This window comes from Gemmatimonadaceae bacterium, assembly GCA_019637355.1.
In the GTDB taxonomy this organism is placed as follows: Bacteria; Gemmatimonadota; Gemmatimonadetes; order Gemmatimonadales; family Gemmatimonadaceae; genus Pseudogemmatithrix.
Window position 1 is genome coordinate 995,481 of sequence record JAHBVT010000001.1, and the last position, 15,424, is coordinate 1,010,904.

The following is a 15,424-nucleotide window of genomic DNA, read 5'->3' on the forward strand; positions in this document are numbered from 1 at the left end:
AGGTCGCGGTCCATTCCGTCATCCCGTCGCACGACTGAAGGTTCCGCCGATCTCCGCATCCGTCATCCGTCATCCGTCCGAGTCACACATGGCCACCATCGCCCATCCCCAGCACGCCGCCGGCACCGACACCTTCCCGATCAACGGCACCGATTACATCGAGTTCTGGGTCGGGAACGCCAAGCAGTCGCAGCTCTTCTACCGCGCGGCCTTTGGCTTCAAGCTCATCGCCTACCGCGGCCCGGAGACGGGGGTGCGCGACCGCGCCTCGTACCTGCTGGAGCAGGGCAAGATTCGCCTCATCCTCACGACGCCGATGGGGCCGGAGGGCGAGATCGCCGCGCACATCGCCACGCACGGCGACGGCGTGCGGGATATGGCCTTCTGGGTGGACGACTGCCGCGACGCGCACAAGAAGGCGATCGAGCGCGGCGCCGTCAGCGTGCAGGAGCCCACGGTGCTCAAGGACGAGCACGGCGAGATCGTCATCGCCGGCATCCGCACCTACGGCGACACCATCCACAGCATCGTCGAGCGCAAGAACTACAAGGGCCTGTTCATGCCGGGCTTCGTCGCCGCGGACTCGCCCTTCCAGCCGGAGCCGGTCGGCCTCAAGTACGTGGACCACTGCGTCGGCAACGTCGAACTCGGCAAGATGAATCACTGGGTCGAGTTCTACTCCACGGTGCTCGGCTTCTTCAACCTGCTGTCCTTCGACGACAAGACCATCAGCACCGAGTATTCGGCGCTGATGTCGAAGGTGATGTCCAACGGCAACGGGCGCATCAAGTTCCCGATCAACGAGCCGGCGCAGGGCAAGAAGAAGTCCCAGATCGAGGAGTACCTCGATTTCTACCGCGGTCCCGGCGTGCAGCACATCGCCGTGGCCACGGACGACATCATCACGACCGTGCGGGCGCTCAGGAGCCGCGGCGTGGAGTTCCTCTCGATCCCCCGCACGTACTACGAGACGGTGCTCGACCGCGTGGGCAAGATCGACGAGGACATCGCGCCGCTGGCCGAGCTGGGCATCCTGGTAGACCGCGACGACGAGGGCTATCTGCTGCAGATCTTCACCAAGCCGGTGCAGGACCGGCCGACGCTGTTCTTCGAGATCATCCAGCGCAAGGGCGCCAAGAGCTTCGGCGCCGGCAACTTCAAGGCGCTGTTCGAGAGCATCGAACGCGAGCAGGCGCGGCGAGGCAACCTGTAATGCCGTTCTATCACACGCTGGGGCAGATCCCGCGCAAGCGGCACATCGCCTTCCCCAAGCCGGGGGGCGGCATCTATAACGAGCAACTCGTGGGCATCGAGGGCTTCACCGGTCCGGCGGCGCTGCTGTACCACATCCATCCACCGACAACGGTGAAGGCGGCGAAGCGGCTGCGCGAGACGCCCTACGAGGCCGATCCGGACAAGACCCTCAAGCACCGGCACTTCAAGACGGCGCAGGTCGCGCGTGGGGGTTCGCCGACGCTGGACCGCGTACCGCTGCTGTTTAACAATGACATCGCGATGCTGTACGTGGCGCCGGACCGCGAGGACGAGCACTTCTATAGAAATGCCCAGGGCGACGAGGTGGTGTACGTGGCCGAGGGCGAGGGCACGCTGGAGACGCAGTACGGCGACCTGCCGATCGTCCCCGGGGACTACCTCGTCATCCACCGGCACATCCTGCACCGCTATCGCTTCACCAAGCCGGCCAAGCTGTTGGTGATGGAGTCGCGCGGCCACGTGCGCCCGCCCAAGCGCTACCTCAACAACGTCGGCCAGTTGGTGGAGGGCGCGCCGTACTCCGAGCGCGACGTCCGCGTGCCGCGCGAGCTCCGGACACACGACGAGAAGGGCGACTTCCCGATCGTCATCAAGCAGTACGACGGCCTCAACGAGATCGTGCTCGACCACCATCCGCTCGACGTCGTCGGCTGGGACGGGCAGTTCTATCCATGGGCCTTCAACATCCACGACTTCGAACCGATCGTGGGCCGGGTGCACCAACCGCCGCCGGTGCATCAGACCTTCCAAGGTGACGGGTTCGTCATCTGCTCGTTCTGCCCGCGGCCCTACGACTTCCACCCGCAGGCGATTCCCGCGCCGTACAACCACTCGAACGTCGACTCGGACGAAGTGTTGTTCTACGCGTCGAGCGAGTTTATGAGCCGCAAGGGCATCGAGTACGGCAGCATCACGCACCATCCCGACGGCATCCCGCACGGCCCGCATCCGGGACGCTACGAGGCGAGCATCGGACAGACGCACACCAACGAGCTCGCGGTGATGATGGACTCGTTCCGCCCGCTCAAGGTGGCGAAGGCGGTCCTGCCGTATGAGGACAAGAACTATATGTTCAGCTGGATCGAGGGCGGGCAGGGGTTTTCGCCGCCGACGAGTTAAGAGCGCGGACGGATGACGGATGACGGATGCTCACCGCACCGCGTCCGTCATCCGTCATCCGTCCACCAACTGCGCGCATGGAAATCACGCTTGCATCCCTGAGCCCCCGGGATCGCCACGCCCTCCTCACCCCCCTCATCGCGCCGAGGCCGATCGCCTTCGTGAGCACGGTGAGCGCGGGCGGGGTCGGCAACCTCGCGCCCTTCTCGTTCTTCGCGATGGGCGGGCAGAACCCGCAGGGCGTGGCCTTTTGCCCGACGGCGGATCGCAACGGGGAGCCCAAGGACACGCTGCGCAACGTCCGCGAGACAGGGGAGTTCACGATCAACGTCGTCTCGCGGGCGATGGCCGAGCGCGTGAACCAGGCCTCGGCGCCGTACCCGTTCGAGGTGGATGAGTTCGACGTGACAGGGTACACGCGCGTCGCGAGCACGCTGGTGAAGCCGCCGTACGTTGCCGAGGCGCCGGCGGCGCTGGAGTGCCGCGTGTTCCAGCTCGTGCCGCAGGGCAGCGGGCCGATGCACGGCACCTGGGTGATCGGCGAGGTGCTTGTCGCGCACATCCGCGACGAGATGCTGGGCGCCGATGGCCTGCCCGATACCGCCAAGATCCAGCCGGCGGCGCGGCTCGGCCGCAACGAGTGGGCCTCCGTCACGGCCGACGTGATGTTCACGCAGGACCGACCGACCACCTGAGGAGGCACGATGCAGGTCTCGACTGTCCGTCGCGGATTCACGCTGATCGAACTCTTGATCGTCGTGGTGATCATCGGCGTGCTGGCCGCCATCGCCATCCCTAAGTTCGCGGCGTCCAAGAACCGTGCGCATCTGGCGGCGTTGCGCTCTGACCTGCGCAACCTGACCGGCGCGCAGATGATGTACCGCAGTGAGCAGTCGCCGCCGACCTACGCCGCGGACCTCGCGGAACTCGGCGCGCGCTTCCAGGCTTCGTCCGGCGTCACCGTCACGATTGTGGCCGGCGATGCCAGCGGCTTCCGCGCCACCGCGACGCACGCGTCACTCGGCGGCCGCAAGTGTGCGATCTTCCGAGGCGCCACGCCCGAACCACCGGCCACGGTGGAAGGCGAAGTGGCCTGCGAGTGAGTTATTCGACCTTCTGAGGAGCCCCCGATGTCCCGAGTCCGCTCGATTGCGACCGCCGCGGCGGTCCTGCTCGTCTCCGCTACCGTCGCCGTGGCGGCCGTTGCCCACGATCTCACCGGCCGTTGGCAGTTGGCGGTCGTCACTGACAATGGCACGGGCTACCCCATCCTTGAGCTCAAGCAGGACGGGGAGCGCGTCACCGGCAGCTACACGTCAAACGCGATGGGCAGCCGCACGATTTCCGGCACCGTCCGCGGCGATACCGTATCCTTCGCGCTCTCGGCCAGCGGCGCGGGTGAGGGGATGGTCCTGACGTACACGGCGCGCATCGTCACGCCCGACAGCCTCAATGGCTTCGTGGACTTCGCGGGGCAGGGCGGCGCGTCGTTTACCGGGCGGCGCCAGCGCTAGGCGACTCCCGCCGTCCGTTCCGTGAATTCCTGATTGACCCGTCCGCACGAACCCAGCTTCTTTCAGGGATGCTCCGACCGCAGACCTTCGATCGCCTCCGTCACGCCGTGCTCCTCAGCGTGCTGGCGGCCGGCGCGGCGACGGCGGCTGAATCGCAGTCACTGCGGCCGGATTCGATTCCGCGGTTTCGCTACGAGTTGGAGCTGGCGCAGCAGTCCGGCGACTCCACCGCGATCGCCGATGCGCATTTCACGCTTGGGCTCGCCCACTGGCAGGACGATCGCTACGACAGCGCGCTCGTGCACCTGCTCCGCGTGCGCGCGTTGCGCACCGCGTTGCGCGACAGCGCGGGACTTGGCAGCGTCCTGAACAGCCTCGGGGCCACGCACTACCAAGCGGGAAACTACGAGCCGGCCCTTGAAGCCTACCTCGGCTCGCTCGCCCTGCGGCGCGCCATCGGAGACCTGCGCGGGATGGCGTTCAACTACGCCAACATCGGCAAGGCCTATCAGGATTGGGGCGACTATGATCGCGCGTCGGTGGCGCTCGACTCGGCCATCGCCATTGCCGAGCGTTCAGGCAACGGTCCGACGCTCGGCTACGCGCTGAACACGATGGCCGCGGTGCACGTAGATCTGCGGCGCCACGCCTCGGCGCGCGACTTCGCCGAGCGGTCGTTGGCCGCGTACTACTCCGGCACGCCGCGCATCGGTGCGGTGGACTCCTCAAGTGCGTGGTCCATCAACAACCTGCTGCTGGGGCGCATCGACGTCGCCGAGGGTCGGCTTGAGGACGCCGAGCGTCGCTTTCGGCGCATCTACGACACGGCGATCCGCGGGCAGACGCGCCGGGGGCAGGCAGAGGCCCAGATTGGCCTCGGGAGCACCTACGAGGCCGGGCGGCAGTGGGGACGAGCTGACGCGGCATACGCCGACGCCCTCACCGCGTCGCGCGCCATCGCCAACCGTGCGCTGTCACTGCGCGCGCTCGAGGGGCTCGCCCGCGTCGCCGAGGCGCGCGGCGATGCCCCTGCGGCACTCCGGCACCTGCGGACGCACGCGGCGTTGCGGGACTCGGTCTTCAGCCTGCGGACCTCGCAGCGCGTCTCGGCGATGGAACTCGAGGCCGAGGCGGCGCGACAACTGGCGGCGACGGCCGAGCTTCGCGCGGCGCAGCGGCAGGCCGGTGAAGACCTCCGGCGGCAGCGCATCCTCACCAGTCTCGCGATCACGCTGTTGGCGCTGACGCTGGTGATGCTGGGTTCGCTGCTGCGGACCAACCGGCGACTGGAGGTCGCACGCGCCGAGGTCCGCGCGCTCTCGGGCTTCATCCCGATCTGCGCGCACTGCAAGAACGTCCGCGACGACGCCGGCTACTGGCAGTCCGTGGAGGCGTACGTGGCGTCGCGCTCCGAGGCGCAGTTTTCGCACGGCATCTGCAACAACTGCGGGCCGGCACTCTACGGTGAGGACTGGGTGCCGCATCCCGGCACCGACGCGGGTGCGGCGCCCGCAGCGCCCTCGTCCGCGGGCTGAGGCGCTAGGGCTCCACCAGCGTTACGCGGTCCGGCTTGTCGGGCACCACGCAGATGAACTCGAAGGGGCCCTCGACGACCTCGTAGCTGTGCGGCACGCCCGCCGGAATGAACAGCGTGTCGTCGGCGCCGACCTCGTGCACCGCGTCGGCGATGCGGATCCGCGCGCGACCGCGCAGCACATACTGCTGGTGCTCGACGAGGTTCGTGTGGTAAGGCATCCCGCCGCCGGCGCCGAAGGTGAAGCGGCGCAGCACGAAGCCGGTCTCGCCCTGCTGCGGGCCGACGAGCACGCGGAAGGCGGCGTCGTGGCCGGCAGGGATGGAAGTGGGGGCGACGGCGTCGGCGGGGCGGACGGTCGCGGCGGGTTGGGAGGTGGCCATAGGCGGGACAACGGGTGAGGGATGCCGTACGTTATCTGACATTGCCCGATCGCGCAGGCTCCCTTCCTTCGGAGACCCACTGTGTCCCGCTCGCTGTCCGCCGTCCGTCGCGCCCTCGGCGCCGCGCTCGCCCTCAGCCTGGCCGCTCCGTTGGCCGCCCAGATTCCCGTCGCAGAGGAGCTGAACGCGCTCCATCTCCGGAGCATCGGGCCGGCGACGATGTCGGGCCGCATCGCCGATGTCGCCGTGGTCGAGTCGAATCCGGCCATCTGGTACGTGGCCACCGCCCACGGCGGCGTGTGGAAGACGACCAACAGCGGCACGACCTGGGCGCCGATGCTGCAGGATCAGGGCTTGATGTCCTTCGGCGACGTGACGGTGTCGCAGCAGGATCCCAATCTCGTGTGGGCCGGCGGCGGCGAGAGCAACAACCGGCAGTCCACGAGTTGGGGCAGCGGCGTCTGGAAGTCCACCGATGCGGGCGAGACCTGGACGCATATGGGGCTCGCGGAGTCCAAGCACATCCATCGCATCGTGATCGACCCGACGAACAACGACGTGGTGTACGTCGCGGCGACGGGGCCGCTGTTCGGCAGCGGCGGTGAGCGCGGCGTGTACAAGACGACCGACGGGGGGCGCAGTTGGCGCCGCGTGCTGGCCGGCGATGCCGACACCGGCGCGAACGACATCGTGATGCATCCGCGCGATCCCAAGGTGCTGTTCGTCTCGTTGTACCAGCGTCGGCGCAGTGAATGCTGTATGAACGGCGGCGGGCCCGGCAGCGGGCTGTTCCGCACGGCCGATGGCGGCGAGACCTGGTCGCGCGTCGAGGGCGGGTATCCCAGCGGCGTGCTCGGGCGCATCGCGGTGGACATCTCACGCTCGCATCCCGACGTGGTGTACTCGTTGGTCGAGGCGCCGGCGCCGGCGCAGGGCCAGACGGCGCAGACCGGACTGTGGCGCTCCAACGACGGCGGCGCCAGTTGGGAGAAGGTGAACAACGCCAATCCGCGCCCGATGTACTTCTCGAAGGTCTTGGTGGACCCGACGACGCCCGAGACCCTGTACTTCGGTGGCGTTGGCCTGCATATGTCGCTCGACGGCGGTAAGTCCGTGGAGCCGGACGCGGCGCTGGCCACGCACGATGACATCCACGCGCTGTGGGTGAATCCGGCCAACCCGCTGCACATCGTCATCGGGAACGACGGTGGGATGGCGGTCTCGCACGACCAGGCCAGGCGCTGGCATTTCGTGCCGAACTTGCCGGTGGGGCTGTTCTATCACGTGAGCTTCGACAACAGCGTCCCGTTCAACATCTGCGGCGGGATGCAGGACAACTACAACTGGTGCGGCCCCAGCCGCTCGCGCTTCAGCCGCGGCATCCAGAACTACGACTGGTTCCAGATCCTCGGCGGCGACGGCTTTCACGCGATTCCCGACCTGCGCGACCCGCAGATCGTGTATACCGAGTCGCAGAACGGCAATATGATCCGCCGCAACATCGTCACTGGGGAGTCCAAGAGCATCCGGCCGACGCCGCTGAACGTGTCGCCGGCACCGGCGCAGGGCGAGACATACCGCTACCAGTGGGATGCGCCGATGATGCTCTCGCCGCACGATCCGGGTGTGCTCTACGTGGCGGCCAACAAGGTCTTCCGCTCGACCGACCGCGGCGATTCGTGGACGGTGATTTCGCCGGACCTCACGACCCAGGCCAACCGGGACACGATCCTGACGATGGGCGTGGCGGGCCGCGACATCACGATCGCGCGCAACGACGGCATCTCGTTCTGGCCGGCGATCGTCTCGCTGGCAGAGTCGCCGGCGCAGCGCGGCGTGCTCTGGACCGGAACCGACGATGGCACCGTCAGCGTGACGCGCGACGGAGGTGCGACGTGGACGAATGTGACGGCGAACATCCCCGGGTTCCCGCGCGGGGCCTACGTCGGTGAGGTGGTGCCGTCCAAGGCGGCCGCCGGCCGTGCCTACGTGGTGGTGCCGAACTACCGGCAGAACGACTACGCCGCCTACGTGTGGGTGACCGAGGACTTCGGTGCCAGCTTCACTCGCGTGGACGCCGGGCTGCGCGGCGAGACGGTGCGCACCCTCACCGAGGATCCGCGCAACGCCGACGTGCTCTACGCCGGCACCGAGACGGGCCTCTTCGTCTCGCTCGACCGCGCCCGCAGCTGGCGCCGCTTCAAGTCGAACCTGCCGGACGTGCGCATCGACGAGATCACGATCCATCCGCGCGACAACGCGATGCTCGTCGCCACGCACGGGCGGGCGCTGTTCGTGCTTGATGACCTCGCGCCGGTGCAGGAGCTGGCCGCCGCGACGGCGTCCGCCCGCGCGGCGACGCTGTTCACGCCCGCGAACGCGCTGCAGTGGAAGCTGAAGGATGACCGCAACGAGGAGTTCTGGGGGCACCAGTGGTTCGCGGGAGAGAACCCGCCGGTGGAAGCGGTGCTGCACTTGCACGTGGCCAGGCCTCCAGCGGCGATGGAGCTTCGCGTGCGGAGTGCGCGCAACGAGCTCGTGCGCACGATTCCCGTGCCGGATGCGAAGCGCAGTGCCGGGTTGCAGGCGCTGTGCTGGGATATGCGCTACGCTCCGATTGCGACCGGTAGCGCGCCCGCCGGAGGTCCGGGTGGTGGTGGCGGCGGCTTCGGCGGGCAGGGCGCGCCGCGCCCGATTCCCGACGTGCGCGCCCCGATTCCCGAACCTGGCTACAAGCCGAAGAACATCTGCGGCGGTGGCGGCGGTGGCGGCTTCGGCTTCGGCGGGGGCGCGGCCAATGCCGGTCCGTACGTCTCGCCGGGCCGTTACGACATCGAACTGGTCGCCGACGGCGCCGTGATCGACCGCAAGTCACTGACGGTGCTCGCGGATCCCGCCGTGCGATTCACGGCCCAGGAGCGCGCGGGCTACGACCGCCTCACGCGTGAGTTGCACGAGGAGCACCAGCGCGCGGCCACGGTCGTGTCGCGGCTCACGACGCTGCGCAGTCAACTGACCACGGCGACGCAGCGGGCGGACTCGCTTCAGCTCAGTCCGGATGAACGCGCGCGCATCGAGGCGCTGTCCACGCGGCTCGAGGCGATCCGACCGACCTTCGGTCTCAGCATCACGCCGCCGCAGGGCGGCGGGGGTGGGGGCGGAGGCGGCTTCGGCGGCGGTGCCGCGCAGACTGGCAACGTCTACGCGCGCTTCACCGGACTCAAGGCCGGCGTCATCGGACTGTGGGAGACGCCGAGTGCCGGCGTGCAGCGGCAGCTCCGTGATGTGCGTGCGGCGCTGGCGCCGGCGCTTCGTCAGGCCGACGCGCTGCTGGCCGATGCGACGCGGCTCGGCCAGGCGCTGCAGGCGAAGGGGGTGACGCTCGCGCCGTGAGGCGCGGGCGTCACTGCTCCGCTTTCCTGATCCAGAAGTTACGGAGCTGGTCGCCGCCGGAGAGGGCGAGTTGTACCGAAAGGGGATCGTAGCCGTCCCGCGAGACGATGAACAGCGCGGCCCACGCCTGGATGCCGTCGAGGTTGTAGTTCCCGTCGGCATCCGTGGTGGCGGAGACGGAGGCGGACTGGACCGTGACGGTCGCGCCGGCAACCGGCTGGTTGGTTGCCAAATCGAACACGCGTCCGCGCACCAACGTCGTCGGGTAGTTGGACGGCGGCTCTGGCCAGTCCACCCGGTTGGGTTCGCCGTAGATGGCATTGCAGCCGCTAAGCGCCAGGATCGAGAGGATGAGCAGGCGGCGAATCGGCATCGGGCGGGACGGCGAGTGAAGAGTTCGCGGGCGGGTACTGCACCCGTCTAACTTTGTTCGATCCCGCCCCCTGACACAAGCACCTGGGCGACCATTCGCCGCCACTTCCAAATTCCGCCGTGAAGACCACCGCCCGCTTCGACTCGCTGCCCGTCTACCTGCTCGCCACCATCCCGCAGAAGAAGCGGGACCTCCTCGCGCGCGGCGTGGACGTGATCGACCTCGGTGCCGGGGATGCCGACCTGCCGGCTCCGCTCGCCGCCGTCGAGGCCCTGGTGCAGGCGGTGCGGGATCCGGCGATGAGCCGCTACGGCTTCGGGCTCGGCCTGCCGCGCTATCGCGAGGCTGTCAGCGCGTGGATGCAGCGGCGTTTCGGCCAGCGCTTCGATCCCCTCAAGGAAATCGTACCGCTGATCGGCTCCAAGGAAGGCATCGCGCACTTCTGCCTCGCGACGCTGCAAAAGGGTGATGTCGCCATCATCCCGGACCCGGGCTACCTCGCGTACCTGGGCGGCACGCTATTGAGCGAAGCCGAGCCGTATCTCTATCCAATCACACCGCGCACGAACTTTCTTGTCGAGTTGGACGACATCCCGGCCGACGTCCTGTCGCGGGCCAAGGTGCTGTTCCTGAACTACCCGAACAACCCGACCGCCGCCATCGCGCCGATGGAGTACCTCGAGCGCGTGGTGCGTCGCTGCAAGGAGTTGGGCATCGTCCTGCTCTTCGACAACGCGTACTCGGAGATGACCTTCGACGGCTACGTCGCGCCGAGCATCTTCGACGTGCCGGGGGCACGAGACGTGGCCATCGAGTTCCACTCGATGTCGAAGACCTACAATATGACCGGCTGGCGCTGCGGCTGGGCCTGCGGCAATGCGGAGCTGATCGGCGTACTGGCCAAGACGAAGAGCTTCCTCGACACCGGCCAGTTTATGGCGGTGCAGGCGGCGGCGGTGGCGGCGTTGGAGGCACACGCCGATTGGGTGCCGGGTAACATCGCCGTGTTCAAGGAGCGGCGCGACGCGGCCGTGGCTGCGTTTCGCGCCAATGGCTTCGAGGTCGAGGCACCGAAGGCTTCGATGTACCTCTGGGTGCCCTTGCCGACCGACGTGCCATCGCTGGCCTTTCACGAGCGACTGATGGAGGAGGAAGGCGTGATCGTGCTCGCGGGGTCCTCGCTGGGAGCGGGCGGGGAAGGCTTCTTCCGCATCTCCTTCATTACCGGCCCGGCGCGGATCGCCGAGGCGGCCGCGCGCGCGGGACGTGTGCTCGCGCGGATGCGGGGATGAGGCGCGCGGCGGGGCTCGCGGGAATTGCGCTGCTGCTCCTCGTGGGCGCGGGCTGCAGTCGCGCCACGCGTACCGGCGCCGCGCCGCCGGTGCCGGTGGGCCCGACGGATCGCATCCGCCTCGACACGCTCCCCTACGGCGCACGGTTCCGATGGGCGGACCCGCGTTCCGTCTTCGCGGGCGTTTCCGACCGCGACGTCGAACGCGCGATGAGCTTCGAGGCGCACGAGCAGCGCCGATTCTTCCTCGCCGTCCTCGACGCAAACGGCTGGCGCGCCGTCCCGGATAGTGCGGAGTACGCCCTCGTCGCGTTGAAGAGCACGCGTGCGATACGGAATGTCACCTTCGTGCCGGACCCGAGGAACGAAGAGCGGCCTGATCCGTGCGCAGGGCAGTTACCGCAGAACTGCCGCCCGCCACGACAGATTCACTATCCGCCGCGGAGGGTTGTCGAGGACCAGACCGAGGTCCGGCAGCTGTATGCCGTCGTCCGGCTGCGCGACGGCGCCACACGCTGGTGGATCGTGCTCGGCGAGAACCCCGGCGGTGTGCCGGTCGCACTTCTGCAGATGCTCCGGAACGGCCACGAACACTGAGTCGCGCCGTTCAGCAGGCCACCGTCGACGCGCGTAGTCTTCCTGTGCGTCTTCACTCCAGCCTCGACCAACCGATGCGTCTACTGCGAAACAGCCTCCTTGCCCTCCTGATCGTGCCCGGGGCGCTCGCCGCCCAGCGGGCGATGCAGCCCAACGACTGGCATCGCCTCACGAACGTGTCGCAACCCGCGATGTCGCCGGACGGCCGCAGCGTCGCCTTCACCGTGACGACCGTCAATGAGCGCGAAAACAAGCGGCACCAGGAAGTCTGGGTGGTGCCCACCGCCGGTGGCGATCCGCAGCGCTATACCGCGTCAGCCTTCGAGAGCAGTTCGCCGCGCTTCTCCCCCGACGGCAAGTACCTGTTGTTCTCGTCGCAGCGCCCGGGCGGCAGCGGCAACACCTGGGCCATCCGAATGGACGCACCGAGCGGAGAGGCGACACAGTTGGAGAATTGGCCGAACGGGTCGTGGCCGCGCGACGGCAAGTTCGCCGTCTTCTCGGCGCCGGTCGCGACGGATTCTGCGCCGGCGGCCCCCGCAGGGCCGGACCCCTTCGCACGGATGCAGGCGATGGCGCGTCCGCCCTTCGGCGCCATCACCAAGCCGGTGGACCCGGCACGCTTCGACGGCCGACACATCGTGCACCAGCGCTACAAGGCCAACGGGCCGGGCTTCCTGCCCGGTGCGCGCACGGCGCCGCAGGTCCGTCCGCAGCAGCTCTTCACGCAAGCGCCGGGCGCGCGTCGCACGCAGCTGACGAGCACGGCGTACTCCCATCGGAGCCCGGTGGTCTCGCCGGACGGACGCTTCATCGCGTTCATCGCCGACGCCGAGCTGCGCCCGGATTCCCTCGTGCAGGCCATCGCCGATTCGCTGAGTCGGCTGCCCTACGACACCGCGCGCGATGAGGCGCCGCGCAACGACGCCGACATCTATATCATCCCCGTCGCCGGCGGCACGCCGCGCAAGCTCGCGGCGCTGACGGGCACGGAGACGAACCTCACGTGGTCGCCGGATGGTCGGCAGCTGGCGTTCGTGCACCGCGAAACGCGGGCGTCGAACGCGCGGCTGATGGTGATCCCGGTGGCCGGCGGCACGCCGACCAACCTCACGCCCACCTGGCAGTACGAGCCGGGCGGAATGGAGTGGCTGCCCAGTGGCGAGATCGCGATGTGGGCGGAGATCGGCGGCAGCTCCGCGCTGCACCTGGTGAACCCGCGCACCGGACAGATGCGGACCGTGCTGAGCGGACGTCGCAAGATGAATGGCTACAGCTTCGACGCTGCCGGGCGGCAGGTCGCCTACGTATCGACGAGCGTCACGCAGCCCACGGAGCTGTATGTCGCCGGCGCCGACGGGCGGAACGAGCGCAAGCTCACGGGCTTCAACGACGCGCTGAACCGCGAAGTCGCCTGGAGCGACGCCGAGCGCATCACGTACAAGTCGGTCGGCGACGTGGAGATCGAGGGCTGGCTGATGAAGCCCTTCGGCTACCAGGCGGGTCGGCGCTATCCGCTGGTGCTCTACATCCACGGCGGACCGCACTCGCAGTACGGGGAGCAGTGGTTCGACGAGACGCAGAACCTCGCGGCCGCCGGCTTTATGGTGCTGTACACGAATCCGCGCGGGTCCAGCGGCTACGGCGCCGACTTCACGTACAGCACGCGCGGCCGCTGGTTCGCCGAGGACTACGAGGACCTGATGAAGGCCGTCGACATCGTCGCCGCGCGGCCGGACGTGGATTCCACGCGGATGGGCGTCACCGGCGGCTCCTACGGCGGCGTGATGACGGCGTGGGTCACGGTGAAGACGAACCGCTTCAAGGCGGCGCAGGCGGACCGAATGATCTCCAACTGGTGGTCGTGGTGGGGCACCTCCGATGCCCAGGGCCTCACCGAGTTCGAGTTCTTCGGCCGCCCCTGGGACAACCCGGCGATGTACGACTCGCTCTCGCCGATCCGCTACGTGCGCCAGGTGCAGACGCCGACGTTCATCCTGCAATCCGAAGAAGACCACCGCACGCCGATGACCGACGCCGAGCAGTGGTTCGCGGCGCTGGTCCGCCAGGGGGTGCCGGTGGAGTTCGTGCGCTATCCGCGGTCCACCCACGACCTTTCGCGCACGGGCGAGCCCTGGCTGCTGGTGGACCGGCTCGGGCGGCTCCGCGACTGGTTCGGGCACTGGTTGCAGTAGCCGCGTCGCGCATCCCGTCGCATCTTCTGCGGGGTCCCGCCGGCCAGTAGGCGCGGCGGGCTCCCCCTTTCCCCCCGAGCGCACCCCGTATGTCTGAACAGAAGGAAGAGTGGGGCACCAAGTTCGGCGCCATCCTCGCCGTCGCCGGATGTGCCGTCGGACTGGGCAACTTCCTCCGCTTTCCCGGCCAGGCGGCCGCGAACGGCGGCGGCGCCTTCCTGATCCCGTACTTCTTCGCGCTCGTGTTGCTCGGCATTCCGATCGCCTGGGCCGAGTGGACGATGGGGCGCTACGGCGGCAAGAAGGGGCTGCACGGCGCACCGATGATTCTCGGTGCCGTCGGGCGCGGCCGGCTCGCGCGGTACCTCGGCGTGCTGGGCGTGCTCGTCCCGCTGGGTGTCTCGACGTACTACGTGTTCATCGAGACCTGGACCTTCGCCTACTTCCTCAAGTACGTGACCGGCGGCATCGGCATCGACGCCACGGCCAGCATCGCGGAGCAGACGGCACAGTCGGGCAGCTTCTATTCGCTGGTCACCGGTGCCGACGGCGACGGCAATCTCTTCACTGGCGATTCGCGCTTCACCGTGATCAGCTGGGCGGTGGTGTTCGCGATCAATATGACGTTCGTATTCCGCGGGCTCGCCAAGGGCATCGAGCGCTTCATCACCTACGCGATGCCGGTGATGGCCGTGTGCGCCCTTGTCGTGCTCATCCGCGTGCTGACGCTCGGTACGCCGGACCCGGAGCGGCCGGACCAGAACGTGCTCAACGGGCTCGGCTATATGTGGAACCCGGACTTCACGGCGCTCACCAACTTCCGCACCTGGCTGGCGGCGGCGGGGCAGATCTTCTTCTCGCTCGGCGTGGGTTTCGGCGTGATCATCAACTTCGCGTCGTACCTCAAGCGCAAGGACGACATCGCGCTCTCGGGACTGACCGCCAATGCCACCAACGAGCTGTTCGAAGTGGGCTTCGGCGGAATGATCACGCTCACGGCCGCCTTCGTGTTCCTCGGGCTCAGCGGCACGGCCGGTGCCGTGGCGACCGGGTCGTTCGGCCTCGGGTTCAATACCTTGCCGGTGGTCTTCGCGCAAATGGGCGGTTTCCAGAACGTAATTGGTGCCGTGTGGTTCCTGATGCTCTTCCTCGCCGCCGTCACCAGCTCGCTGACGATGTACGCGCCGGCGGTGGCGCATCTGAAGGAAGCCACGGCCTGGTCGCACAAGAAGTCCACCACCGTCATCGCGGTGATCGGCACGATGGGTGCGCTGCTCACGCTGTGGTTCACGGCCGGCGGCGCCTTCTGGAGCACGGTGGACTTCTGGGTCGGGACCTACCTGATCTTCGTGCTGGCAATGGTGCAGATCATCTACTTCGGCTGGGTCTTCGGCATCGACCGCGGCTGGGCCGAGCTGCACCAAGGCGCGGCCATCCAGGTGCCATCCATCTTCAAGCTCGTGATGAAGTACGTCGCGCCGGCGTACCTCATCATCGTCTTCGTCGGCTTCTCGGTGCAGAGCCTGGCCGCCGAGCTGCGCAACTCCTGGGCGAGCACGGGCTCGCGGATGGGGCTGCTGACCATCGCGGCGCTGCTGCTCTACTTGGTCGTCGTGACCTGGTGGGGCGAGAAGCGCCTCCGCGCCGCCGGCGTGGACATCGACGACACTACTCCTGCTGACTGAGGCCCACCGATGACCATCTGGGGTTGGATCTTCATGACGGTGTCGCTGGCCTGCGTGTGGGGCGG

General features: G+C 68.2%; 13 protein-coding genes. 11 read left to right on the forward strand and 2 right to left on the reverse strand.

Going from position 1 to position 15,424, the window contains the following annotated elements; genetic code table 11:
• The first annotated feature begins 88 nt into the window (after window positions 1-88).
• From hppD to KF689_04545, 6 genes are all read left to right on the forward strand, one after another.
• Window positions 89-1,213: a 4-hydroxyphenylpyruvate dioxygenase gene (gene hppD / locus KF689_04520; protein MBX3132633.1), complete on the forward strand. Its 1,125-nt coding sequence runs from the start codon at window positions 89-91 to the stop codon at window positions 1,211-1,213.
• Complete coding sequence (locus KF689_04525; protein ID MBX3132634.1) at window positions 1,213-2,394, forward strand: homogentisate 1,2-dioxygenase; 1,182 nt, start codon at window positions 1,213-1,215, stop codon at window positions 2,392-2,394. Before hppD ends, KF689_04525 begins: the two co-directional genes overlap by 1 nt.
• Before the next feature lie 77 nt (window positions 2,395-2,471).
• Entirely contained in the window at window positions 2,472-3,089 is a 618-nt protein-coding gene (locus KF689_04530; GenBank protein ID MBX3132635.1) for a flavin reductase family protein, read from the forward strand.
• Between the two features lie 9 nt (window positions 3,090-3,098).
• On the forward strand, window positions 3,099-3,497 hold the full coding sequence (locus tag KF689_04535; GenBank protein MBX3132636.1) for a prepilin-type N-terminal cleavage/methylation domain-containing protein: 399 nt from the start codon (window positions 3,099-3,101) through the stop codon (window positions 3,495-3,497).
• Window positions 3,498-3,524: 27 nt separating this feature from the next.
• Window positions 3,525-3,908, forward strand: coding sequence for a hypothetical protein (locus KF689_04540; GenBank protein ID MBX3132637.1), 384 nt, complete (start codon window positions 3,525-3,527; stop codon window positions 3,906-3,908).
• 68 nt (window positions 3,909-3,976) lie between these two features.
• Window positions 3,977-5,443 (forward strand): tetratricopeptide repeat protein, encoded by a 1,467-nt coding sequence (locus tag KF689_04545; protein ID MBX3132638.1) that lies wholly within the window; start codon window positions 3,977-3,979, stop codon window positions 5,441-5,443.
• A gap of 4 nt (window positions 5,444-5,447) precedes the next feature.
• On the opposite strand, the gene KF689_04550 is transcribed toward KF689_04545, so the two are convergent.
• Window positions 5,448-5,825 carry a cupin domain-containing protein gene (locus tag KF689_04550; protein MBX3132639.1) on the reverse strand — a complete coding sequence of 126 codons (378 nt, stop codon included), beginning with the start codon at window positions 5,823-5,825 and terminating at the stop codon, window positions 5,448-5,450.
• Window positions 5,826-5,906: 81 nt separating this feature from the next.
• Here KF689_04550 and KF689_04555 point away from each other — a divergent pair, with 81 nt between their 5' ends.
• Window positions 5,907-9,218: a hypothetical protein gene (locus KF689_04555; GenBank protein ID MBX3132640.1), complete on the forward strand. Its 3,312-nt coding sequence runs from the start codon at window positions 5,907-5,909 to the stop codon at window positions 9,216-9,218.
• Between the two features lie 10 nt (window positions 9,219-9,228).
• On the opposite strand, the gene KF689_04560 is transcribed toward KF689_04555, so the two are convergent.
• On the reverse strand, window positions 9,229-9,591 hold the full coding sequence (locus KF689_04560) for a carboxypeptidase regulatory-like domain-containing protein (GenBank protein MBX3132641.1): 363 nt from the start codon (window positions 9,589-9,591) through the stop codon (window positions 9,229-9,231).
• A gap of 119 nt (window positions 9,592-9,710) precedes the next feature.
• Here KF689_04560 and KF689_04565 point away from each other — a divergent pair, with 119 nt between their 5' ends.
• The 4 genes from KF689_04565 (at window position 9,711) to KF689_04580 (ending at window position 15,359) form a co-directional block, all read left to right on the forward strand.
• Entirely contained in the window at window positions 9,711-10,883 is a 1,173-nt protein-coding gene (locus tag KF689_04565; GenBank protein ID MBX3132642.1) for an aminotransferase class I/II-fold pyridoxal phosphate-dependent enzyme, read from the forward strand.
• A complete protein-coding gene (locus tag KF689_04570) occupies window positions 10,880-11,479 on the forward strand; it encodes a hypothetical protein (GenBank protein ID MBX3132643.1) in 600 nt (199 codons plus the stop codon). The genes KF689_04565 and KF689_04570 overlap by 4 nt, the downstream gene beginning before the upstream one ends.
• 74 nt (window positions 11,480-11,553) lie before the next feature.
• Window positions 11,554-13,674, forward strand: coding sequence for a S9 family peptidase (locus KF689_04575; GenBank protein ID MBX3132644.1), 2,121 nt, complete (start codon window positions 11,554-11,556; stop codon window positions 13,672-13,674).
• A gap of 89 nt (window positions 13,675-13,763) precedes the next feature.
• Window positions 13,764-15,359, forward strand: a complete 1,596-nt coding sequence (locus KF689_04580; protein ID MBX3132645.1) for a sodium-dependent transporter — start codon at window positions 13,764-13,766, stop codon at window positions 15,357-15,359.
• Window positions 15,360-15,424: the final 65 nt, after the last annotated feature.

Excerpts from the sequence above, each read along its gene's own strand:
- hppD (MBX3132633.1), top strand. The coding sequence starts at position 89 with ATGGCCACCATCGCCCATCCCCAGCACGCCGCCGGCACCGACACCTTC.
- KF689_04525 (MBX3132634.1), top strand. The coding sequence starts at position 1,213 with ATGCCGTTCTATCACACGCTGGGGCAGATCCCGCGCAAGCGGCACATC.
- KF689_04530 (MBX3132635.1), top strand. The coding sequence starts at position 2,472 with ATGGAAATCACGCTTGCATCCCTGAGCCCCCGGGATCGCCACGCCCTC.
- KF689_04535 (MBX3132636.1), top strand. The coding sequence starts at position 3,099 with ATGCAGGTCTCGACTGTCCGTCGCGGATTCACGCTGATCGAACTCTTG.
- KF689_04540 (MBX3132637.1), top strand. The coding sequence starts at position 3,525 with ATGTCCCGAGTCCGCTCGATTGCGACCGCCGCGGCGGTCCTGCTCGTC.
- KF689_04545 (MBX3132638.1), top strand. The coding sequence starts at position 3,977 with ATGCTCCGACCGCAGACCTTCGATCGCCTCCGTCACGCCGTGCTCCTC.
- KF689_04550 (MBX3132639.1), bottom strand. The coding sequence starts at position 5,825 with ATGGCCACCTCCCAACCCGCCGCGACCGTCCGCCCCGCCGACGCCGTC.
- KF689_04560 (MBX3132641.1), bottom strand. The coding sequence starts at position 9,591 with ATGCCGATTCGCCGCCTGCTCATCCTCTCGATCCTGGCGCTTAGCGGC.
- KF689_04570 (MBX3132643.1), top strand. The coding sequence starts at position 10,880 with ATGAGGCGCGCGGCGGGGCTCGCGGGAATTGCGCTGCTGCTCCTCGTG.
- KF689_04575 (MBX3132644.1), top strand. The coding sequence starts at position 11,554 with ATGCGTCTACTGCGAAACAGCCTCCTTGCCCTCCTGATCGTGCCCGGG.
- KF689_04580 (MBX3132645.1), top strand. The coding sequence starts at position 13,764 with ATGTCTGAACAGAAGGAAGAGTGGGGCACCAAGTTCGGCGCCATCCTC.